16 protein-coding genes and 2 pseudogenes are annotated in these 20053 nt (G+C 62.6%); 12 read left to right on the forward strand and 6 right to left on the reverse strand.

Annotated features, from left to right (window positions below):
* Positions 1–1615: 1615 nt before the first annotated feature.
* From FJ954_RS32130 to FJ954_RS24265, 3 genes and pseudogenes are all read right to left on the reverse strand, one after another.
* Positions 1616–1863, reverse strand: a pseudogene (locus FJ954_RS32130) (hypothetical protein).
* 80 nt (positions 1864–1943) lie between these two features.
* The gene (locus FJ954_RS24260) at positions 1944–2147 is read right to left on the reverse strand and encodes a hypothetical protein (RefSeq protein WP_246681140.1); all 204 of its coding nucleotides are present in this window, start codon (positions 2145–2147) and stop codon (positions 1944–1946) included.
* A gap of 846 nt (positions 2148–2993) precedes the next feature.
* Entirely contained in the window at positions 2994–3197 is a 204-nt protein-coding gene (locus tag FJ954_RS24265) for a hypothetical protein (protein WP_140663680.1), read from the reverse strand.
* A gap of 713 nt (positions 3198–3910) precedes the next feature.
* On the opposite strand from FJ954_RS24265, the pseudogene FJ954_RS32135 reads away from it, so the two are divergent.
* Positions 3911–4541, forward strand: a pseudogene (locus FJ954_RS32135) (LysR substrate-binding domain-containing protein).
* 613 nt (positions 4542–5154) lie between these two features.
* Here FJ954_RS32135 and FJ954_RS24285 read toward each other — a convergent pair.
* Positions 5155–6057 (reverse strand): GNAT family N-acetyltransferase, encoded by a 903-nt coding sequence (locus tag FJ954_RS24285; protein WP_140663685.1) that lies wholly within the window; start codon positions 6055–6057, stop codon positions 5155–5157.
* Between the two features lie 240 nt (positions 6058–6297).
* Between FJ954_RS24285 and argE the strand changes: the two genes are divergently transcribed.
* The 6 genes from argE (at position 6298) to FJ954_RS24315 (ending at position 12875) form a co-directional block, all read left to right on the forward strand.
* Positions 6298–7422 carry an acetylornithine deacetylase gene (gene argE / locus FJ954_RS24290; RefSeq protein WP_140663687.1) on the forward strand — a complete coding sequence of 375 codons (1125 nt, stop codon included), beginning with the start codon at positions 6298–6300 and terminating at the stop codon, positions 7420–7422.
* Positions 7423–7434: 12 nt separating this feature from the next.
* Complete coding sequence (locus FJ954_RS24295; RefSeq protein WP_140663689.1) at positions 7435–8358, forward strand: glyoxylate/hydroxypyruvate reductase A; 924 nt, start codon at positions 7435–7437, stop codon at positions 8356–8358.
* A gap of 23 nt (positions 8359–8381) precedes the next feature.
* Positions 8382–8735, forward strand: a complete 354-nt coding sequence (locus FJ954_RS24300) for a cupin domain-containing protein (RefSeq protein WP_140664006.1) — start codon at positions 8382–8384, stop codon at positions 8733–8735.
* Positions 8736–8882: 147 nt separating this feature from the next.
* A complete protein-coding gene (locus FJ954_RS24305; RefSeq protein WP_140663691.1) occupies positions 8883–10346 on the forward strand; it encodes an aldehyde dehydrogenase family protein in 1464 nt (487 codons plus the stop codon).
* Between the two features lie 10 nt (positions 10347–10356).
* A complete protein-coding gene (locus FJ954_RS24310; RefSeq protein WP_140663693.1) occupies positions 10357–11400 on the forward strand; it encodes a tartrate dehydrogenase in 1044 nt (347 codons plus the stop codon).
* Positions 11401–11417: 17 nt separating this feature from the next.
* On the forward strand, positions 11418–12875 hold the full coding sequence (locus FJ954_RS24315; protein WP_140663695.1) for an NAD-dependent succinate-semialdehyde dehydrogenase: 1458 nt from the start codon (positions 11418–11420) through the stop codon (positions 12873–12875).
* 35 nt (positions 12876–12910) lie between these two features.
* Here FJ954_RS24315 and FJ954_RS24320 read toward each other — a convergent pair whose 3' ends face one another.
* Both FJ954_RS24320 and FJ954_RS24325 read right to left on the reverse strand, forming a co-directional pair.
* A complete protein-coding gene (locus FJ954_RS24320) occupies positions 12911–14185 on the reverse strand; it encodes an FAD-binding oxidoreductase (protein WP_140663697.1) in 1275 nt (424 codons plus the stop codon).
* Between the two features lie 16 nt (positions 14186–14201).
* Positions 14202–14870 (reverse strand): haloacid dehalogenase type II, encoded by a 669-nt coding sequence (locus FJ954_RS24325; RefSeq protein ID WP_140663699.1) that lies wholly within the window; start codon positions 14868–14870, stop codon positions 14202–14204.
* On the opposite strand from FJ954_RS24325, the gene FJ954_RS31715 reads away from it, so the two are divergent.
* The 5 genes from FJ954_RS31715 (at position 14869) to FJ954_RS24345 (ending at position 20051) form a co-directional block, all read left to right on the forward strand.
* The gene (locus tag FJ954_RS31715; RefSeq protein WP_181173042.1) at positions 14869–15009 is read left to right on the forward strand and encodes a hypothetical protein; all 141 of its coding nucleotides are present in this window, start codon (positions 14869–14871) and stop codon (positions 15007–15009) included. The two genes, FJ954_RS24325 and FJ954_RS31715, sit on opposite strands and share 2 nt — an antisense overlap.
* 181 nt (positions 15010–15190) lie before the next feature.
* Positions 15191–16030 carry a GNAT family N-acetyltransferase gene (locus FJ954_RS24330; protein WP_140663701.1) on the forward strand — a complete coding sequence of 280 codons (840 nt, stop codon included), beginning with the start codon at positions 15191–15193 and terminating at the stop codon, positions 16028–16030.
* A gap of 13 nt (positions 16031–16043) precedes the next feature.
* A complete protein-coding gene (locus tag FJ954_RS24335; RefSeq protein WP_140663703.1) occupies positions 16044–17417 on the forward strand; it encodes an aspartate aminotransferase family protein in 1374 nt (457 codons plus the stop codon).
* 237 nt (positions 17418–17654) lie between these two features.
* On the forward strand, positions 17655–18377 hold the full coding sequence (locus FJ954_RS24340; RefSeq protein WP_140663704.1) for an HAD-IA family hydrolase: 723 nt from the start codon (positions 17655–17657) through the stop codon (positions 18375–18377).
* 63 nt (positions 18378–18440) lie between these two features.
* Positions 18441–20051, forward strand: a complete 1611-nt coding sequence (locus FJ954_RS24345) for an ABC transporter substrate-binding protein (RefSeq protein ID WP_140663706.1) — start codon at positions 18441–18443, stop codon at positions 20049–20051.
* Positions 20052–20053 lie beyond the last annotated feature (2 nt).

The following is a 20053-nucleotide window of genomic DNA, read 5'->3' on the forward strand; positions in this document are numbered from 1 at the left end:
TTTTGCCCGGTCCTTCGTCGTGGTATCTCGATCCGCAATGACACGAGACAGTCGCATGCTGATTATCAAGGTTGCGGTCGTGGTTCTTTCTTTGTGGCGGCCGCCGAGCTGGTGATCGGGTAGTGGTCAGTCCGAAATTCAGCCCCGATCACAATATGCGCGCCGGTCCAGCCTTATCGACAGGCACTGCGCTTGCTTGAGGAGGCCCAGGCAGAAACCTGCCGGCAATCCGTCGCGTTCGCAGCCTTTGTCAAAGCCGCAAGAGATCAGGACATGGTTGTTGTTTCTGATCAGCCGAGTGAGGCCCTCAAGCGCCTCGACGCTGGCAAGCTCGATCTGCGACCAAGATTGCCAGTTGCCGCGCTCGGTTTGAGCAACAAGCGCACAGCGCGTCCAGCCTGCGAGGCAAGCCCGCGCCCCTCGGCAGAAAAGCGCGGGCCGACCAAGTTTGCCCTTGGCCAGCAGCGCGGAGGGACGTCGGAGTGCGCTGCGTTGGCCCAAACTTGCATTGAACCAAGCTGTTCCCGCAAAGCAAAAAAGGCCGCCGTTGGGAGCCCGCGGTCAGGTTAGAAGTGTCGCGGCAAAAAGCCACCCGTACCAAGCCGGGCGACCGAAAGCAAATGTTAGACTGCTCTAATGGATGATTCGAATGTTGGGCGACCGTGGCCTATCAGGTGCGAGAAATCTTGTCGGGGCGAATGCTTGCCGAGTATCACGTCGAGGCCAGCACCTCTTTCAGAGCCGCCGAGCAGGCTACAGGGCGCCCGCTGACGCTTCACAGATGGGGTGAGTATTTCCTTGAAGTGACAGACGAGCGGAGCGGGCGAGTATCCACATATCAGTACGCCGACTTGCCCTACTGAGCAGTTCGAGTTGTGGGGACAAGTATCAATAAGAAAGCTCGCCACCAGACAGGCAGCGGGCGGGTGGTAACGCTAGACCTTTTCCGTCAGCCGGTCGGTCCGGTGTGACCGTGATCGATGAATAAGTTCGGGCCGTAGCGGACAAACGTTCACGCTTGGTCAGAACGGGCTTCGCGTATGTTTTTCTTCATCGCGCAGCTCACACCTTGCTCGGGCGGATACGGGAACGAGCTGATCGATTCCAACGCACTCTCGCTGACTGTTGAGCGACGTCTCGCGATAAATTTCAATCCTTACTGGGAACCATCATCAAATGTTAATCGTTGACCGCGCCGAAACGGGGACGCGACGATGCAGGGGACAGTGAGAAGCCGCCGCAGGCCAGCCTTATCGAAAGGCTTATCCGAGAGACCGGGATTAGCGAGGAGCAAGCCATAGAGCTTGTCCTTTTTCTGGGAAGAGAGTGGAGTTCGCTAGTTCGCGAAGCGAAACTCCTTCTGGGCAAAAAATAGCATGCCAGCCAGTTATGATTGTACATGCGAGGCCGGCTGAAAAAGCCCGCCAGCCAGAGCCAGCGGGCAGTCACTTGGGAAGGCTGAAGTAGGCGGCCCGCGCCCGAACCCGCAGTCTGATATGTGTTCCACGGCTAAATTAGTTTGCCATCAGTCCCGGTCCGTGTGCCTCGATCCGGGAGTGCTCCGGAGCCGCGGGCGCGGTGGAAACAGGTCAACCCGGCAACTGGGCCGTCCACATCAATCGCTTGAGGAAAGCGCAGGCCGCACAGGCCCGGTGGCATTCCACTGGATGAACTCGACTTCCTTGCGCGTCGCTTCCCGCACGGACTTCAACAGCGCATCATGCAGGGTGCGCGTCGCGCGGTAATGGTGCAGTGTGGCGATATAAACGGCTTTATGATGCTTTTGTGCAGCGCTTCCGCCGCCATCAGAAAGCGCTCGATTTCAGCCTGGGAAAGCTGTTTTGATGGTTTGGACCTAGCCATTGGCAAACTCCGTTTTAGGGGGTTCGCCGCAACAGGGAGGATTATATTCCCCTTCTTTGAATAGTTGGCAAGCCCTATCGTCAATCGGCCAAGCTGCCATCACGGTGCTGCATCGCCTGCAGAATGACTTCGAAGACGCTGCCGACCTCGTCGGTGATCTCCACCGGGTCGATGCCGTCGCGCTCGGCCGCTCGCATCGCCTCGCTGGCGAGGTCGCTCGCCGCGATCGGATCGTCCGTTTGGCAGATGCTCTGCCATCCACCGGTCGAGGAAATTGGCACCACGAGTGCTCATCGGGGCATAAGCCGCCCGGAGACATTAGGTTCCGCTTATCCTTCCAGTCGCCGAAGAGCGGCCTGCGCGGATTTCAGATTTTCGAGTAAGCTTTCAAGCAGCAGCTCGTCCTGCTCTGTCGGCCGCCCACTCCCCCTCCCGCTTCAATATCTGATCTTGGATGGACAAGGCGACGGATGCTCTTTAATCTCCATTCTGGACTCATACTAGAACAACAGGGACTAGCCATGCCCCCACGGCTGGGTAGCGTCCATGGTGGAGGCTAGCTGCTTGGTGTCCCACCGCCTAAAACCGCGTTCAATAAGCAGAACGATGCATATCCCGATCGCGATATACATCCCGGCGCGTGCTACGATGCTGCGCAGGTCACCGTTGAAAATCATGTACAAGATATGGCCGAGGAAGACGCCAACCGCCCCGCCGCGTCCATAGCCTATGATCTGTGCACCATATCAGTGCCTCTCCGTTTTGCCTGCGGCTGGGGTAGCGCCACTTAATCGCCCTCAGAGGTGCCGGCCTGTATCGCCGACAAGAATCGCCTCTGCTGGCTTGAACGCAAAAAGCCCGCCGGCCGGAGCCAGCGGGCAAGCCACTTGGGAAGGCCGCGGGAGTGGTGCGGCCAGCTCCCGAACCATGGTCGCAGCCAGATGTTCCGCAGCCCTTGAAAGAGCCCGCCGCCTTTCCCCAGGGGGGGTTCGTTGTCTTCGGCGTTTGTGGCGCCCTCTGCGCGGATGCACGCTCGACGACTGCGCGAAATCTGTCGGGTCGCTTCGAGTCTTAGGCGTGCGCTCAAAGGAGCCGTTTCAATTGCTTTGTGCACGTGACAATATAGTCTCCTAGGGGTGCCGCGCTTTTGCTGCCGATACTGCGGCAACCTTGTTATTCTCACGTCTAGCGCTTGCTCGCTGCCGCGCCGCTGCGATCATCTCGCTCTTCGTCGTAGGGAACCCAGCAAGCCCGTACGCATTCACAATCGAGCCGAAGCGCTTCGTGAAAACCTTGCATTTCGGCAGGCCGCTGGCAGCGTTGATCAAAGCCATCGTGACGAATCCAAATTCGGCATGCAGTCGGCGGACGCCGTCTAGAAGTTCATCATCTGAGTAGTATTTGCCCCGTAGGCCAGTTGGCGGGCACTCAAAACCAACGGCCCTGTAGGCGGTCAGGAGGCTGCCGAAGTGCGCGGAATAGCATGCGAGGATGGTGTGTAGCGGCACTCGTTGATAGTATCTTGTGAGAGCTTCTTTTTAGATCGGAAGAGCCGCTTCAGCTTCTTCAGCATGTCCGCTTCCTGCAAGGGATAGATCCGTTGCGAACGAAGCTCCCGCTGCGCCCGAGCAAACGTTTTGGGAGCCACTATAGGTTCCATCACCTTGCATAATGAACTTCAGGCGCATCAACTCACTCCGGCAACCGTCAACTCAATAAGCATTAGCTAAAATAGTTCCGGAACATTTAGCATGGCGGATGTTGCGGGCCGCATGACAAAGCTAGCCGACTTGGCCCTCCGATTCCCGGCAAACTGCACGGAGAGCAGCACCTCGATGAGCATCTTCACTTCTGCCCGCATTGCGGTCAGCGGGTCGATCAACGCGATCTGCGGCAATCTTCTGGCATGAGCGGCCTGGTCATGAACCGCTGGAGCCTGAGGCGAAGGTGATCGAATTTCCTAAACGGAAATCCAGCGAGGACGGAAATCCATGATGGGTGCGAGTCAGTCGGCCAAGCTGCCATCGCGGTGCTGCACTTGCGGCGGATGGCGGCGGACATCCAGCAGTTGGAGGCGGGTCGGCTAATCGTTGGCGCTTACCCGGCGCTAGCCAGTTATGTGCTACCCCGCTTTGTCGGGACGTTCGCCCGATGCCACCCCAAGCTGCGGCTGTCGCTGGAGCCGGAAGCTTCCGTACGGATCGCTGAGCTCGCTGCCAGCAAGCAACTCGACATTGGCTTGATGACAATGCCGGTGGTCGACCCGGCGACCACCTGCTCTCATCTTTGAGACGGCTTCGGTCTGCGTACTGCCGACGGGACATCCCTTGAGCGAGAAGGATGCGATCGAAGCTGCTGATATCCGCGATCGAAGCTTCATCGCACTTGGACGCGAGGACGGCTCGCGCCAAGCCATCGACCGCAGCCTCGAGAACGCGGGAGTTCGCGTCGAGGTGCGCTTCGAGGCTCATTATAGCGACGCCGCTTGTGCTCTCGTGGCTGAGCGGCTTGGCGTCTCCATCCTCGACAAGGTCAGCGGAACGCTCGCCATCAAGCCGTTCCTTCCCTACGTGGCCTGCCATGTCTACTTAACCCGCAGCCGCACGCATATGCCGTCCCTCCTCCAAGATCAGTTGGAGCGGGAGTTCCGCGTCTATCTGGAAGAGCACTTTTCGTAAAAACACATCAGCTGCTCAAATGTGCAGCAAAGGAACGAGGGGTTGGCAGCACCCTCGGGGGATGTCCCGTTTGGGGCGCGTATCAGGGTTCGTGCTGACGCGCTATCAGGAAGGCATATGTCCCGGAAGTGATGCCTCCCAAACTGTCCAAATGCCGAATCTAGTGTCCCGCTTTGTCCATAAGCGCGCGCAACTCGGGCTGAGACGTGACCCAAAAAAGTTCGAAAAGCTTCCAAAAACCCCAGTCGATGGCGAATTGTAGAACCGTCTGACGTACGGCTCTCCGTTGGCTAGGGGTTCGTTCGGCTTTTGCAGTTCCTGATTCGTGCGGGCATATATCCGACCTGTAGGTGCGGCCATTCATGTGTCGCTGCCACAATGCCATTCGCGCGGCTCAGGCCCAATCGTAAGCTCGCACTTGAGGTGCACGGCCCCAGTCGGTTTTCCTGATCCGGCGGCATCAACCGGCTTCGTGCGTTAGCTCCTGCCCGCACTTTCCAAACTCGTCAGTGATCGCTCGCCTTTGGTTCGGTTTATGCGATGAGCGGCTCCCTGTAGCGCTCGCCGTTCGCTGGACACGAGTCCCTAAGTGCACGGTTCGGGGGAGACTGAATTACCCAAAAGTTTGACTGGCGAGGGCATAGGTCACCGGTGCAACTGCGCCGTCGATGCCAAAATCGGAGAGGTGTTTGCCCAGCGACATGGTGAGCACCGTGTCGAAAACTGGCATTCCGCTGTGCGACAGAAAGGCAGCGAACTCGCCATTGTCCATGTGGGTGTCGATACGCAGGAAAGACCCCGCATGGTCGGCCACGTGCGGCCGGACGATCGCCACGGCGTCGGCGTCGCTTTCCGCCACGACCGGCCCCACGACATGGCCCCGTCCGAACGGCCGGCAGAGCGCGAATGCGTTCAGCTTATCGCCCTTGAAAAGACCATAGCCGGCCGAGTGTGCGAAAAGCTTCTCGATGAGCGCCGCCCGCCTCACGCCAAACCCTGCCGCGTCGAGCGCGATCACGGCGGGAATATCATTTTCGACTAAACTCCGGACTTCGCCGCGGGTATTTTCCTGCCCAACTGTCGTCTGCGCACGGACGATGCCCTGGCATTGATAAACGGTCTTCTCCGGCTGGAAGTCGAGCGAGAGATAGAGCCGCCTTGCCGCGCGCGTTGCGTTGAGGCGCAAGTCGCGGCCGACGACCTTGTCGAAGACCCGCTTCATCAACCATTGCCCCGCCCCCAGCGTCTGGAGTCGCGGTGAGGTGATGACCATGCCCACGGTGGCGAAATCGGTACCATGGGCGAACCACATGGCCGAGCCGAGAACCCGGCCGATCTCATCGAGCGCCACCAACCCCTGCCCCGACTCACGCACGAATTGCCAATCCTCGGCGCGATGCGGCCACCCCACGGAGAGCGAGAGCGCGTGCAAACGGTCCAGTTCGACGTCTTCGATGTCGCCAATCCGCATCGAGAAGGTATCGATTTTCAAGCTTCCGGACGGCTTCAATTCCATGCCCCTGCAAGATTTCCGCAACCAGAGCGCCACGCACCGATGGCCACCCTCTGCCGCCAACGCTAAACGAGCAGACCGATACGATTTGCTCGAAAGCCGCGCAGCAACGCAAGATTCAACTGAAACATTTCAGCTTTCGGCACGCAATCGCGAAAGAACGCAGGCATCCTCTTTGGAAATCTGGCAGCATATGGTCGACGGCACCGATCCCGGCCAATCCGAAACGCTTTGAGGGCTGGAATGGACGTCTTCGACATCCTCGATCGTCTCGTCGCCTTTCCATCGGTCGCCGGCAGGCCGAACGGCGACGTCGCCGGCTGGATCGAGGCCTATCTCGCGGAACAGGGAATCCAGGTCACCGTGCTTCCAGGTCCGGAAGGCGATCGTTCCAATCTTTTCGCGACGATCGGCCCTGCCGATAACCCGGGCTACATACTGTCCGGCCACATGGACGTTGTTCCCGCCAGCGAGCCGCAATGGAGCTCGAGCCCTTTCGCGCTGCGCAAGGAGGGCGAACGGCTCTACGGACGAGGCACCACGGACATGAAGGGGTTTCTTGCCGCAGCACTCGCGGCCGCTCCCAGGCTTGCGGGACTGCGCCTTGCCAGGCCCATCCACCTCGCCTTCTCCTATGACGAGGAAGTGGGATGTCGCGGCGTGCCGCATTTGATCGCCCGCCTTCCCGAACTTTGCGCCAAGCCGCTCGGCGTCATCGTCGGCGAGCCGAGCGGCATGCGCGCCGTGCGCGGCCACAAGGGCAAGGCAGCCGCCCGCGTATCCATCAAGGGACGTGCGGGGCATTCCTCAAGACCCGATCTCGGCCTCAACGCCATCCATGCCATGGCCGCTGTGCTGGGCGCGGCCGTGAACGAGGCTGAACGGCTGACGCACGGTCCATTCGACCCTGCCTTCGAGCCATCCTACTCCTCGCTGCAAGCTGGCGTCGTCGCGGGCGGACATCAGGTCAACATCATCCCCGACACCTGCACGCTGGACCTGGAGGCACGCGCCATACCTGGCGTCGACCCGGCGAGCCTGCTGGCGCCTGTGAGGGCACGCGCAGAGGCTCTCGCGGCGGATGGCTTTCGCACCGAGTGGAGTCCGATGAGCGCCTATCCGGCGATGTCGCTGCCGCCGGACGCGCCACTCGCTGGACTGCTGCACGCCTTGACCGGCGAGGTGCCGCTTGCCGCCGTCAGCTACGGTACGGAGGCCGGACTTTACCAGGCCGCCGGGCTCGATGCGATCATCTGCGGCCCCGGCGACATCGACCGCGCCCACAAGCCGGACGAATACATCCTTGCCAGCGAACTTGCCGCCTGCCAGCGATTGATCGAAGCGCTGGGCGCCCGCTGCGCGGCTTGAAAGGGAACTGGAATGACATTCCTGTTCAATTCCGATGCGCGCCGCGGGGCGGTCTTCGCCGATGCCTTCGCGAGAGACCTGCCGGACGTCCCCTTGACGATGAATGCCGCAACGGTCAATCCCGACACCGTGCGTTACCTGATCAGTTGGACCGTGCCGGATAATCTCGCCCGCTACAGGAACCTGGAAATCCTGTTCTCCATCGGCGCCGGCGTCGACCAGTTTCGCCTCGATGCGGTGCCTGCGAAGGTGAAGATCGTGCGCATGATCGAGCAAGGCATCGTACGCATGATGCAGGAATATGTGACGCTTGCCGTGCTCGGGCTCCACCGCAACCTGCCTGGATATCTGGCGCAGCAGCGCGCCCGCGAATGGGCCGATATCGCGCAGCCGCAGGCCGGGTCGCGTCGGGTTGGCGTGCTCGGCCTCGGGCAGCTTGGCCAAGCCGTCCTCGATCGCCTGAAGCCCTTCGGCTTCCCGCTTGCAGGATGGAGCCGCTCGCCGCGGCGGATCGAGGGCGTGACCTGTCATCATGGCGAGCCCGGATTGAACGAGATGCTTGCGGCCAGCGACATTTTGATCTGCCTGCTGCCGCTGACCGAGGAGACGCGGAGTTTCCTCGATGCCGGCCTGTTTGCGAAACTGCCCGAGGGCGCGGCGCTCGTCCACACCGGCCGGGGGCCGCAGCTCGACCAGGAAGCCCTTGTCGCCGCACTCGACAGCGGCCACATTTCGGCGGCGATGATCGACGTCACCGATCCCGAACCGCTGCCGGCGGGCCATCCGTTCTGGTCGCATCCGAAGATCATTCTGACCCCGCATGTCGCCAGCGTCACCCAGCCCGCCAGCGCCGCACAGGCCGTTGTCGAAAACATCAAGCGTTACCGCGCCGGTCTTGACCCCATCGGGCTCGTCGACCGGTCGCGCGGCTATTGAATTTCAACATGAAAGGCTATCCCTTGTCCCTGCTCAAGACCGTCGATACCAGCCCTGCCTTCCAGCCGCGCGAATCCGGGGCGCTGCCCGAACGGCTGATTTCCGGCAACCCCGCCTTCAAGACCTGGGCTCAGGATGTCGCCAAGGGCGACCTCGTCCATACCGGCGTCTGGGAGGCGACGCCTGGCCAAACGCGCTCGATCAAGGGCGAGACTTTCGAGTTCTGCCACATCCTCTCCGGCGTGATCGAAATCACGCCCGACGGCGGCAAAACGGTGACCTACCGCGCCGGCGACAGCTTCGTGATGAAACCTGGCTTCACCGGCATTTGGAAGACCATCGAAACGGTCCGCAAGATCTACGTAACCGTGGGGTAGCGGGAGCGCGAGGGCGCCGGCCTCCGCAACAGATTTTGCCGTCTGTCATCGCCGGCACACAACAATCATCCGCGACCGATCGTCGAACGGTGCATGCTGCGCCAGAGCCCGCGCTAGGCTCCTGCAGAATATTCCAGAGTGGGTGCCATGGGCCTGAGCTTCGACCCGGATACCGTCTCCCTTCCCGTCGGCCATTTCATTGGCGGGGAACTGATCGCGGCCGAGGGTGCGATCGAGATGCACCGACCGTCGGACGGCAAGGCATATGCCGCTTGCCCGGTGGCCGGCGTCGACATGGTCGACCGTGCCGTTGAAAGCGCCAACGCGGCGCTGAAGTCCAGCAACTGGGGCGGCGTTCGGCCGCGCGAACGGACGAAGGCACTCCAGGCCTGGGCCGACCTGATCGAAGCGGAAGCCGAAACGCTGGCCAGGATCGAGGCGCTGTGCTCCACCCGGCCTGTCGGCCAGCTCGTCGCCGGCGACATCGCGATAACCGCCGAGCAGATCCGTTTCTTTGCCGAATTCGCCGACAAGGAAGGCAGCGAGCTCGTGCCGACCGACGACGCCACTCTCGGCATGATCATGAGCGAGCCCTATGGCGTGGTCGGCGCGATCACGCCCTGGAATTTTCCCATCTCGATGGCCGGATGGAAGCTCGGTCCGGCATTGGCCGCGGGCAATGCGGTCGTGCTGAAGCCATCGGAGATGACGCCCTTTTCGGCAGTCTACATGGCGCAACTCGCCGTCAAAGCGGGCCTGCCGGCAGGGCTCATAAACGTGGTGCTGGGAGACGGTCCGACGACCGGCACGGCGCTGACCGGCCATCTCGATATCGCCAAGATCAGCTTCACCGGCTCGACCCGCGCCGGATCGGCAATCATGGAGAACGTGGCCCGCACCGGCGTCAAGCCGATGACGCTGGAACTCGGCGGCAAGAGCCCGCAGATCGTCTTTGCCGATGCCGATCTGGACAAGGCGGCAACGGCCGTCGCCGGCAGCGTCACTTTCAATGCCGGCCAGGCCTGCGTCGCCGGCACACGCCTGATCGTCGAGAGGAGCGTGGCCGACAGGCTGGCGGCCGCGATCCTGGAGAGGATGAAGGCTGTGCGCCCCGGCCCGACCTGGGACGAGGCAACGCAATATTCGCCTGTTATCTCGGAGCGGCAGCGGGCGCGTGTCGACTGCATCGTGCGGGCCGCGATCGACGCCGGCGGCGAATGCCTGACCGGTGGCGGCGTCATGGACAGCCCCGGCTATTTCTACCAGCCGACGCTGATCGCCGATGTCGACCAGGCCAATCCGGCGATTGTCGAGGAAATCTTCGGCCCGGTCCTGACCATTCAGACCTTCGAGACGGAGGAAGAGGCGCTGGCGCTGTCCAGCCATCCAACCTACGGGCTGGCTTCCGGCCTGTTCACTTCCGACCTGTCCCGCACGATCCGCTTCGCGCGCAAGCTTGAGGCGGGCACCGTCTGGGTCAATCGCTACAGCCGCTCGCGCGACCATATCCTGCCGACCGGAGGCTACAAGCGCTCCGGCATCGGCAAGGATCTCGGCCGCGAGGCCTATCTCGCCAACCGCAGGACCAAGAGCGTCCTGATCAGCCTCTAGAGAGATGCCGATGAAGTCCTATTCGATTGCCCTGATTCCCGGTGACGGCATCGGCAGCGATGTGACCGCCGCCGCCTGGACGGTGCTGGAAACGGTGGCCGGAAACTTCGGCTTTGCGCTGACCGGAACCGAGTTCCCCTGGTCCTGCAAATTCTTCAAGGATACCGGCCGCATGATGCCGCAGGACGGCATCGAGACCTTGCGCGGCTTCGACGCCATCCTGCTCGGCGCGGTCGGCTGGCCGGCGGAAGTGCCGGATTCCGTCTCGCTACACGGTCTGCTGCTGCCGATCCGCAAGGCGTTCGTGCAGTACGCCAACATCCGGCCGCATCGCCTGCTGCCGGGCGTCACGGGACCGCTGCGGGCGGAGAACTTCGACATATTGTGCATCCGCGAGAATACCGAAGGTGAATATTCTGGTGCCGGCGGGCGCGTGCATCAAGGCACGCTGGACGAGGTCGCCGTGGAGACCTCGATCTTCACCCGCGCCGGCGTCGAGCGCATCCTGCGCTTCGGCTTCGAGCAGGCGCGGGCAAGGCGAGGCAAACTTGCCTCCGTCACCAAGTCCAACGCGCAGAAATACTCGATGGTGTTCTGGGACGAGATCACGCGAAAGCTGGCCGCGGACTATCCTAATATCGAAGTCACCAGCTATCATGTCGACGCGCTTGCCGCGCGCATGATCATGGCGCCGGAGAGTCTCGACGTGGTCGTTGCCTCCAACCTGTTCGGCGATATCCTCACCGACATCGGCGCGGCAATCCAGGGCGGGCTCGGCTATGCCGCCTGCGCCAACATCAATCCCGGCCGCTCGGCACCATCCATGTTCGAGCCGGTGCACGGCTCGGCGCCCGACATTGCCCATCTCGGCATCGCCAATCCGGTCGCCGCCATCTGGTCCGGCGCCATGATGCTCGATCATCTCGGTGAAAAGGCAGCGGCCGACCGCGTCATCAAGGGGGTCGAGGCTGCAACCGCCAGAGGCATAGGCACCATTCCCGGCAAGGACCGGACGGAGGCCATCACGGCCGCCGTCGTCGCCGCGCTCACGTGATTGCAAGGTCGTATCCGATGAAAAACCTCAGAGACAAAGGCCTCTTCCGCGAAGCCGGCCTGATCGGCGGCGAATGGGTTGCTGCCGGCTCCGGCAGGACGGTCGACGTCATCGATCCGGCAACCCAGGTGGCGATCGGCACGGTGCCCGACATGGCCGGTCCGGAAACGCATGCGGCCATAGAGGGCGCGGCTGCCGCCTATGGGGACTGGAAGAAGAAAACCAACGCCGAGCGTGCTACGCTGCTGGAGGCATGGCATGGCCTGATGCTTGCGCATCTGGACGATCTCGCGCTGATCCTGACGACGGAACAGGGCAAATCGCTGGACGAAGCCAAAGGCGAGATCCGTTACGGTGCGTCCTTCGTCAAATGGTTCGCGGAGGAAGCGCGCCGCATCAATGGCCACACCATCCCCTCACCCACCTCCGACCGCCGCATCATCGTGCTGAAAGAACCGGTTGGCGTTTGCGGCATCATTACGCCGTGGAACTTCCCCAATGCGATGATCACCCGCAAGGTCGCGCCGGCACTGGCCGCCGGCTGCACGGTGGTGATCAAGCCATCCGAGTTCACGCCCTATTCGGCGCTGGCGCTCGGCGTGCTTGCCGAACGCGCCGGCATCCCCGCCGGCGTCATCAACATCGTCACCGGCATGCCCACGGAGATCGGCAAAGAAATCATGGCGAACGAGGCCGTCCGCAAGATCTCCTTCACCGGCTCGACGCGGGTCGGCTCGCTGCTGATGCGCGGGGCCGCCGACAGCGTGAAGCGGCTCAGCCTCGAACTCGGCGGCAACGCGCCCTTCATCGTCTTCGACGACGCCGATCTCGACCTCGCCATCGAGGGTGCACTCGTCTCGAAGTTCAGAAACGGCGGCCAAACCTGCGTCTGCGCCAACCGCATCCTCGTCCAGTCCGGCGTCTATGAAGCCTTCGCCGCCAAGCTATGCGCCCGCGTCAACGCCATGACGGTCGGACCGGGCACGCAGCCCGGCGTCGCCATCGGGCCGATGATCAACATGGCAGCGGTCGAGAAGATAAACCGCCACGTCGAGGACGCGCTCGCCAAGGGTGCTGCGATCATCACCGAGAAGCCGGCATTGCCCGACGGTCCTCAATATGTCGCGCCGCTGGTGCTGACCGGCGCCACGAAAGAGATGCAGCTTGCCGGTGAGGAAACGTTCGGCCCGGTCGCGCCGCTTTTCCGGTTCGAGACGGAAGAGGAGGCGATCGCGCTGGCCAACGGCACGCCCTACGGGCTTGCTTCCTACTTCTACACCGAAAACCTGAAACGCGCCTGGCGCGTCGGCGAGGCGTTGGAGTTCGGCATGGTGGGGTTGAACACCGGCTCGGTTTCGATCGAGGTCGCCCCTTTCGGCGGCGTCAAGCTGTCCGGCCTCGGGCGAGAGGGCGCGCAGGCCGGCATCGAGGAGTATCTCGAGATGAAGAGCTTTCACATCGGCGGGCTCAGCTGAGGCAATTTTTTGCCCAAGCCGGGCCAGACCGGCGATCACTGAATCCGGTCGAGCGCCTTGTAGTAGAGGCCGACCATCGGCAGGAACCAGGGCTTGCCGGAGTAACCGGGAATGGACGGCCATTCGAGCCCCTTCATCGGATTGCGGTCCTCGCGGCCGAGCATGGCATCGGCCAGGATCATGCCGAGATGGGTGGAAAGCTGCGCACCGTGGCCGGAATAGCCCATCGCGAACCAGACACCGTCATGGTAGCCGGCGCGCGGGAAGCGGTCCTTGGTCATGTCGACCAGCCCGCCCCAGCAATAATCGATCTCGACCTTGGCCAGCTGCGGAAAGATCGCCGCGAGGCCTGCCCGCAAGATCTCTCCGCTCCTGGCGTCGGAGCGCTGGTCCGATGTCGCCGAAAAGCGCGCGCGGCCGCCGAAGATCAGGCGCCTGTCGGGCGAAAGCCGGAAGTAGTTGCCGATGTTCATCGAGGTCACGCATGTCCGGTTGCCGGGCATGGTGGCGGCGATCTCGGCGTCGCTCAACGGCCGCGTGGCGATGATGAAGCTGCCGACGGAGATGATCCGGCGGCGGAAATAGCCGAAATCAGGCGTCGTATAGGCGCCGGTCGCCACCAGCACATTATCGGCGCTGATCCGGCCACGCGAGGTGGTCAGCTCATGCCTGCCGCCGGCCTGCTTGCGGCCCGTCACCGCCGCGTTCTCGTGGATCTCGGCGCCGTGGCGGGCGGCTGAAGTGGCGAGACCCGCGACATAGCGGCCCATATGCATCATGGCGCTCTTCTTCGACAGCATCGCGCCGTGGAAGGGTGAACCGATCTCGGACTTGAGATCCGTCGCCGACAGCAGCGCCGTGTCCGGATCCACCTCGGCGTGAAGGGCTTCGAAATTGCGGGCGATTGATGCAAAATGCTGCGGCTTGGAGGCGAGCTTCAGCTTGCCGGCGCGGCGGAAATTGCAGTCGATGCCTTCCTCCGCGACCAGCGCCTCTATGGTGTCGACGGAGTCGTCCAGCGCCCGGTAGAGCGCGATTGCGCGGTCCTTGCCGAGCTCCGCCTTGGCGGAGAGATAGCCGTGGGCAAGGCCGTTGTTGAGGTGCCCGCCATTGCGGCCGGATGCGCCCCAGCCCACCCACTCCGCCTCCAGCACGACCACCTTGGCGCCGGCCTTCGCCAATTGGCGCGCGGCGGCGAGACCGGTGAAGCCACCGCCGATGACGGCGGCATCGTAGTGCCCCTCGACCGGGCCTTGCGCCCCGCCGGAAAAGGCAGGGGCGGTGTCGTGCCAGTAGGAGACGAACTTCATCGGGAATCCGCCTGTTTCAGAGACCGACCACGCCTGCAAGACCCGAAATGTCCGATATTTCGACATAGCCGTAATACGGGTTGGCTGGTTCGTGGCCGCGATTGACCCAGACCTTGTTCTTGATGCCGAGGTCGTGTGCCGACATCAGGTCGTAGCGGAAAGAGGACGAACAGTGAAGAACGTCCTCGGGGCCGCAGCCCAGCCTGTCGAACATATACTCGAAGGCTTGAAAACGAGGCTTGTAGGCCTGCGCCTCCTCAGCCGTGTAGACGGCATGGAACGGCGCACCAAGCTTTTCGACATTGGACATGATCTGCGCGTTCATGGCGTTGGACAGGATGACCAACGGAATTTCCTTGGCGACCTTCGCCAGGCCGGCCGGAACGTCGGCGTGCGGCCCCCAGGTCGGGACGCGCTCATAGATCACTCTGGCATCGTCGGCGCTGAAGGCAACGCCGTTGCGCTTGCAGGCGCGCTCGAGCGCATTGTGGACGACATCGGCATAGGGCTTCCAGTCGCCCATGATCTCGTCGAGCCGATACGCCGCGAAATTCTTGATGAACTCCTGCATGCGCGGCTCATCGAGCCGGCTGCCATAGAGATCGCGCGCCGCTTCCGCCATCTGGAAAAAGGTCAACGTGCCGTAGCAGTCGAAGGTGATGTATTTGGGCCTGAAGGAAGCCATGTCCGTCGATCTCCGGTGGAAGCACATCCGCGCTGGGATGTATTTCATCATAGGGCCGCCGGTGGCGACCCACCTGACCGAAATCGCCCTCCCGAAAGCAGAAAGTTCCGTATCCACCCGCTGGTTTGGCACGCTGTAGCATCTGGCGTGCCGATCGCGGCGCCGCGACCGGCGTGAAACGCATCCGCCGCGGCCAGTGCCAGCACAAGATGCGGTGCACCGCTTGCGCTACGGCGAAAGATACCGCCGAAGCCGATGCCTTCAGATGATCTGCGGCGCGCCGATGGCCGAGACTTGGGCACTAAACGGAAGGATGCCTCATGCAGCAGGGCGAGATCGAACTCCAGACCTTCGGGCCGGACCATATCGAGGGCGCCGTAGCGCTTTCTCGCCAGGAGAATTGGCCGCATCGCCCGCAGGACTGGCAGATGGCGCTGCAGCTCTCGAACGGTGCGGTCGCGCTCGACGACCAGGGCCGCGTCACCGGAACCATCCTGGTAACGCCCTATGGCATGGATTGCGCCATGATCAACATGGTGATCGTCGACAGGACTGTGCGGGGCAAGGGGCTTGGTCGCCGGCTGATGGATCAGGCCTTCGCCCTTGCCGGCGACCGTCCGTTGCGGCTCGTCGCGACAGCGGACGGCATTCCTCTCTATGAAAAGCTCGGCTTCGTGCCGTCCGGTACGATCCGGCAACATCAGGGCAGCGTTTCCAAGCTTGGTGCGCCCGACGGCGTGGAAGCTGCGGACACCGCCGATCTCCCGGACATCAAGGCGCTGGACCGCGACGCCTACGGCGCCGACCGTGAAGCTCTCATCGATGCGCTGGCGGAGCGCGGCCAATTCGCCGTCATCCGCCGCAACGGCGCCATCGAGGCCTATGCCGCAATCCGCCCGTTCGGACGCGGCGAGGTGATCGGTCCGGTCATCGCGGGAAGTACCGACGAGGCTAAGGCCCTGATCGGCTTCTTTGCCGCGCCACGTCCCGGCGCCTTCCTGCGCGTCGATACCGGCAGCGGGACCGGCATCGCCGGCTGGCTGGAGGACATCGGCCTCGCCCATGTCGGCGGTGGCGTGGCCATGGACCGTCCACCCAAGACGAACATGGAACAGGCATGGCCAAGAGTTTACGCCCTCGCCAACCAGGCGCTGGGCTAGTCCGGAGGATAGAATGCTCGCCAATTCCCTGATCGAACTCGACCGCGCCCATCTCGTCCACCCGGTCTCTTCATACCGTGGTCATGAGGCGCAAGGCGTGCGCGTCTTGAAATCGGCGAAGGGGGCGACCGTGACCGATGCGTCCGGCCGGCAACTTCTCGACGGTTTCGCGGGACTGTGGTGCGTCAATGCCGGCTACGGCCACGACAGCATCGTCGAGGCGGCTGCCCGGCAGATGCGCGAGCTTCCCTACGCCACCGCCTATTTCGACCTCGGCTCTGAGCCGGCCATCCGGCTCGCATCGGAACTGGCCGAGCGCGCGCCCGGAGATCTCAATCACGTCTTCTTCACACTTGGCGGGTCGGACGCGGTCGATAGCACGATCCGTTTCGTCCGCTACTACTGGAATGCCAGGGGCGAGCCAAAGCGCGACCAGTTCATTTCCATCGAGCAGGGCTATCACGGCTCGTCGGTGGTCGGCGCGGGCCTGACCGCCCTGCCCGCCTTTCACGCCGGTTTCGGCATTCCCTTCGAATGGCAGCACAAGATCCCCTCCCCCTATCCCTATCGCAACCCGGTGGGCGAGGAAGGGAACGCGATCATCGCCGCATCACTCGCCGCGCTGAAGGCCAAGATCGAGGAGATCGGGCCGGAGCGGGTCGCTGCCTTCTATGCCGAGCCGATCCAGGGCTCAGGCGGCGTCATTGTTCCACCGAAAAGCTGGATCAAGGCGATGCGCGAGCTCTGCCGGGAATACGGCATCCTGTTCATCGCCGACGAGGTGATCACCGGCTTCGGCCGCACGGGACCCTTGTTCGCCTGTACCGATGAGGACATCGTTCCCGATTTCATGACGACCGCGAAGGGGCTGACCTCGGGCTATGTTCCCATGGGCGCCGTGTTCATGGCCGATCATGTCTACGACGTCATCGCCGATGGCGCGGGCTCCTCGGCGGTCGGTCACGGCTACACCTATTCCGCTCATCCCGTCAGCGCCGCCGTCGCGCTCGAAGTGTTGAAGCTCTATGAAGCCGGCCTTCTGGAGAATGGCATCAAGGCCGGCGCTCGCCTGATGGGGGGCTTGGAGGGCCTGAGGGACCACCCGCTCGTCGGCGATGTGCGCGGCCGCGGCATGCTTGCCGCGATCGAACTGGTGGTCGACAAGCGGAAGAAGACACCGCTTCCGGCGTCGGCCATGCCGGCGCGGCGCGTCTTCGACAGGGCATGGGACAATGGCCTGATCATCCGTGCCTTTGCGCATGGGGTTATCGGCTATGCACCGCCGCTCTGCTGCACCGACGGCGACATCGATGCGATCATCGAGCGCACGCGCCGGACGCTCGACCAGACACTGGACGATCCCGACATCCGCCAGGCCCTGGCATGACGGCAGACCAATGCCCCGTGTTTCGAAATAGCGCCGGGGCAGACGATTTCGCAATTTTGTGCCGCCCCCTCGCGCCTTTTCGGCGAATCCAGCGCGGGGGAAGTGCCAGACTGCTTATAAGACAAGGCCAGAAAGCTTGGATTTCCGGGCCTTCGAAAAAGGCCGACGCCCCTGACAGCACGGAATTTTGTTCTGTTCAACACATGCAATTCGGCCGTACGCAGAGGAGACCCAGTCTTGGCCAGGGGCTTTAGCGAATTCAAATACATGACCTTCGATGTCGTCGGCACGCTGATCGACTTCGAAGGCGGGATAACGACCTGCCTGGCCGGAATCGCCGCCGAGGCCGGCGTTTCGCTCGATGGTGAGGAAGCGCTGAGCCTTTACCGGCAGGCCCGCTACATGCCCGATGCGAGCCTGTTTCCCGACGATCTCCTACGTGTCTACATGGTCATCGCGCCACGGCTCGGCCTGCCGGCCGAGGAGAAATACGGCATCCGCCTGCGGGACTCCGCCAGCGTCTGGCAAGGCTTTCCTGACAGCGCGGCGGCATTGGCCGAGCTTGCGAAATCGCACAGGCTGATCGCCATGACCAATGCTCGGCGCTGGGCGCTCGATCATTTCGAGAAGCAACTCGGATCGCCCTTCTTCGCCACCTTCACGGCCGACGATACCGGCACGGAAAAACCGGACCCGGCCTTTTTCCAGAAGGTCTTCGATTTCGTCGCCTCAAGGGGCGACAGCAAGGATGACATCCTGCACGTCGCGCAAAGCCAGTATCACGATATCGGCATATCCCGGGCGCTTGGCTTGACCAACTGCTGGATCGAGCGCCGGCATGCCCAGAAGGGCTATGGCGGCACGATCGAGCCCGAGCGCTTCACCGTGCCGGACTACCACTTCACCTCAATGGCCGCGTCGGCGTCGGCCGTACGGGAAAGCCTGAAGCAACGAACCTGAGCCCAAGCCCGGAAAGCCGCGTCAAGACGAGCAAGCCGGAAAACAAACAGAAAGGGGAATGATATGACCGACAAGATCACGAACTGGACCAGCGCAGACGATGCCATGGTCGAAAATGCCATTCGGCGGGGCGCGAGCCGCCGCGAACTCCTCAAGATGCTGTTGGCCGGCGGCGCCGCGGTTGCCGCGGGCAGCATGGTGCTTGGCCGCGCCACCAATGCCGTCGCCGCCACGCCGGTTTCCGGCGGCAGCTTCAAGGCCGCCGGCTGGTCGTCCTCGACCGCCGACACGCTCGATCCGGCAAAGGCGTCGCTGTCGACCGACTATGTCCGCTGCTGCTCGCTCTACAACCGCCTGACTTTCCTCGACAAGGATGGCGTCACGCAGATGGAGTTGGCCGAAAGCTTCGACAGCAAGGACGCCAAGACCTGGACGGTGAAGCTGCGTAAGGGCGTCACCTTCCACGACGGCAAGGCCCTCACCGCCGACGACGTCGTCTTCTCGATGAAGCGCCATCTCGATCCGGCGATCGGTTCCAAGGTCGCCAAGATCGCCGCGCAGATGACCGGTTTCAAGGCCGTCGACAAGTCCACGGTCGAAATCACGCTCGCCGATCCGAATGCCGACCTTCCGACCATCCTGGCGCTGCATCACTTCATGATCATCGCCGATGGCACCACCGACTTCTCCAAAGGCAACGGCACCGGCGCCTTTGTGCTGCAAACGTTCGAACCAGGCGTGCGGTCGGTCGTCACCAAGAACAAGAACTACTGGAAATCCGGCAAGCCCTACCTCGACTCGTTCGAATTCATCGCCATCAGCGATGACAGCGCCCGCGTGAACGCCCTGCTTTCCGGTGACATCAACTTCGCCGCCTCGATCAATCCGCGCGCGATGAAGCTCATCGGCGGCCAGCAGGGCTTCGAATTGTCGAAGACGACCTCGGGCAACTACACCGACCTCAACATTCGGCTCGACATGGATCCCGGCAACAAGGCCGACTTCGTGACCGGCATGAAATACCTCGTCAACCGCGAGCAGATCGTCAAATCGGCATTGCGCGGCCTTGGCGAAGTCGGCAACGACCAGCCCGTCTCACCGGCGAACATCTTCCACAATGCCGACCTCAAGCCGAAGGCCTTCGACCCGGACAAGGCCAAATTCCACTTCCAGAAGTCGGGCCTGCTCGGTCAGTCCATCCCCGTGGTCGCCTCCGATGCCGCGACCTCGTCGATCGACATGGCGGTGATCATCCAAGCCGCCGGTGCCGATATCGGCATGAAGCTCGATGTCCAGCGCGTCCCGTCCGACGGCTACTGGGACAATTACTGGCTCAAGGCGCCGGTCCATTTCGGCAACATCAATCCACGCCCGACGCCGGACATCCTGTTCTCGCTGCTCTACGCCTCCAACGCGCCCTGGAACGAAAGCCAGTACAAGTCGGAGAAGTTCGACAAGCTGATGATCGAGGCGCGCGGCTCGCTCGACCAGGCCAAGCGCAAGGAAATCTACGGCCAGATGCAGACCATGGTCTCCGAAGAGGCCGGCACCATCATCCCAGCCTACATTTCCAACGTCGATGCCCTCTCCAGCAAGGTGAAGGGTTTGGAGGCGAACCCGCTCGGTGGCATGATGGGCTACGCAATGGCGGAATATCTCTGGCTCGAAGCCTGAGA

The sequence above is a fragment of the Mesorhizobium sp. B2-3-15 genome, from assembly GCF_006442875.1.
In the GTDB taxonomy this organism is placed as follows: domain Bacteria; phylum Pseudomonadota; class Alphaproteobacteria; order Rhizobiales; family Rhizobiaceae; genus Mesorhizobium; species Mesorhizobium australicum.

Excerpts from the sequence above, each read along its gene's own strand:
- FJ954_RS24310 (WP_140663693.1), top strand. The coding sequence starts at position 10,357 with ATGAAGTCCTATTCGATTGCCCTGATTCCCGGTGACGGCATCGGCAGC.
- FJ954_RS24265 (WP_140663680.1), bottom strand. The coding sequence starts at position 3,197 with ATGGCTTTGATCAACGCTGCCAGCGGCCTGCCGAAATGCAAGGTTTTC.
- FJ954_RS24305 (WP_140663691.1), top strand. The coding sequence starts at position 8,883 with ATGGGCCTGAGCTTCGACCCGGATACCGTCTCCCTTCCCGTCGGCCAT.
- FJ954_RS24295 (WP_140663689.1), top strand. The coding sequence starts at position 7,435 with ATGACATTCCTGTTCAATTCCGATGCGCGCCGCGGGGCGGTCTTCGCC.
- FJ954_RS24335 (WP_140663703.1), top strand. The coding sequence starts at position 16,044 with ATGCTCGCCAATTCCCTGATCGAACTCGACCGCGCCCATCTCGTCCAC.
- FJ954_RS24315 (WP_140663695.1), top strand. The coding sequence starts at position 11,418 with ATGAAAAACCTCAGAGACAAAGGCCTCTTCCGCGAAGCCGGCCTGATC.
- FJ954_RS24325 (WP_140663699.1), bottom strand. The coding sequence starts at position 14,870 with ATGGCTTCCTTCAGGCCCAAATACATCACCTTCGACTGCTACGGCACG.
- FJ954_RS24330 (WP_140663701.1), top strand. The coding sequence starts at position 15,191 with ATGCAGCAGGGCGAGATCGAACTCCAGACCTTCGGGCCGGACCATATC.
- FJ954_RS24285 (WP_140663685.1), bottom strand. The coding sequence starts at position 6,057 with ATGGAATTGAAGCCGTCCGGAAGCTTGAAAATCGATACCTTCTCGATG.
- FJ954_RS31715 (WP_181173042.1), top strand. The coding sequence starts at position 14,869 with ATGTCCGTCGATCTCCGGTGGAAGCACATCCGCGCTGGGATGTATTTC.
- argE (WP_140663687.1), top strand. The coding sequence starts at position 6,298 with ATGGACGTCTTCGACATCCTCGATCGTCTCGTCGCCTTTCCATCGGTC.
- FJ954_RS24345 (WP_140663706.1), top strand. The coding sequence starts at position 18,441 with ATGACCGACAAGATCACGAACTGGACCAGCGCAGACGATGCCATGGTC.
- FJ954_RS24320 (WP_140663697.1), bottom strand. The coding sequence starts at position 14,185 with ATGAAGTTCGTCTCCTACTGGCACGACACCGCCCCTGCCTTTTCCGGC.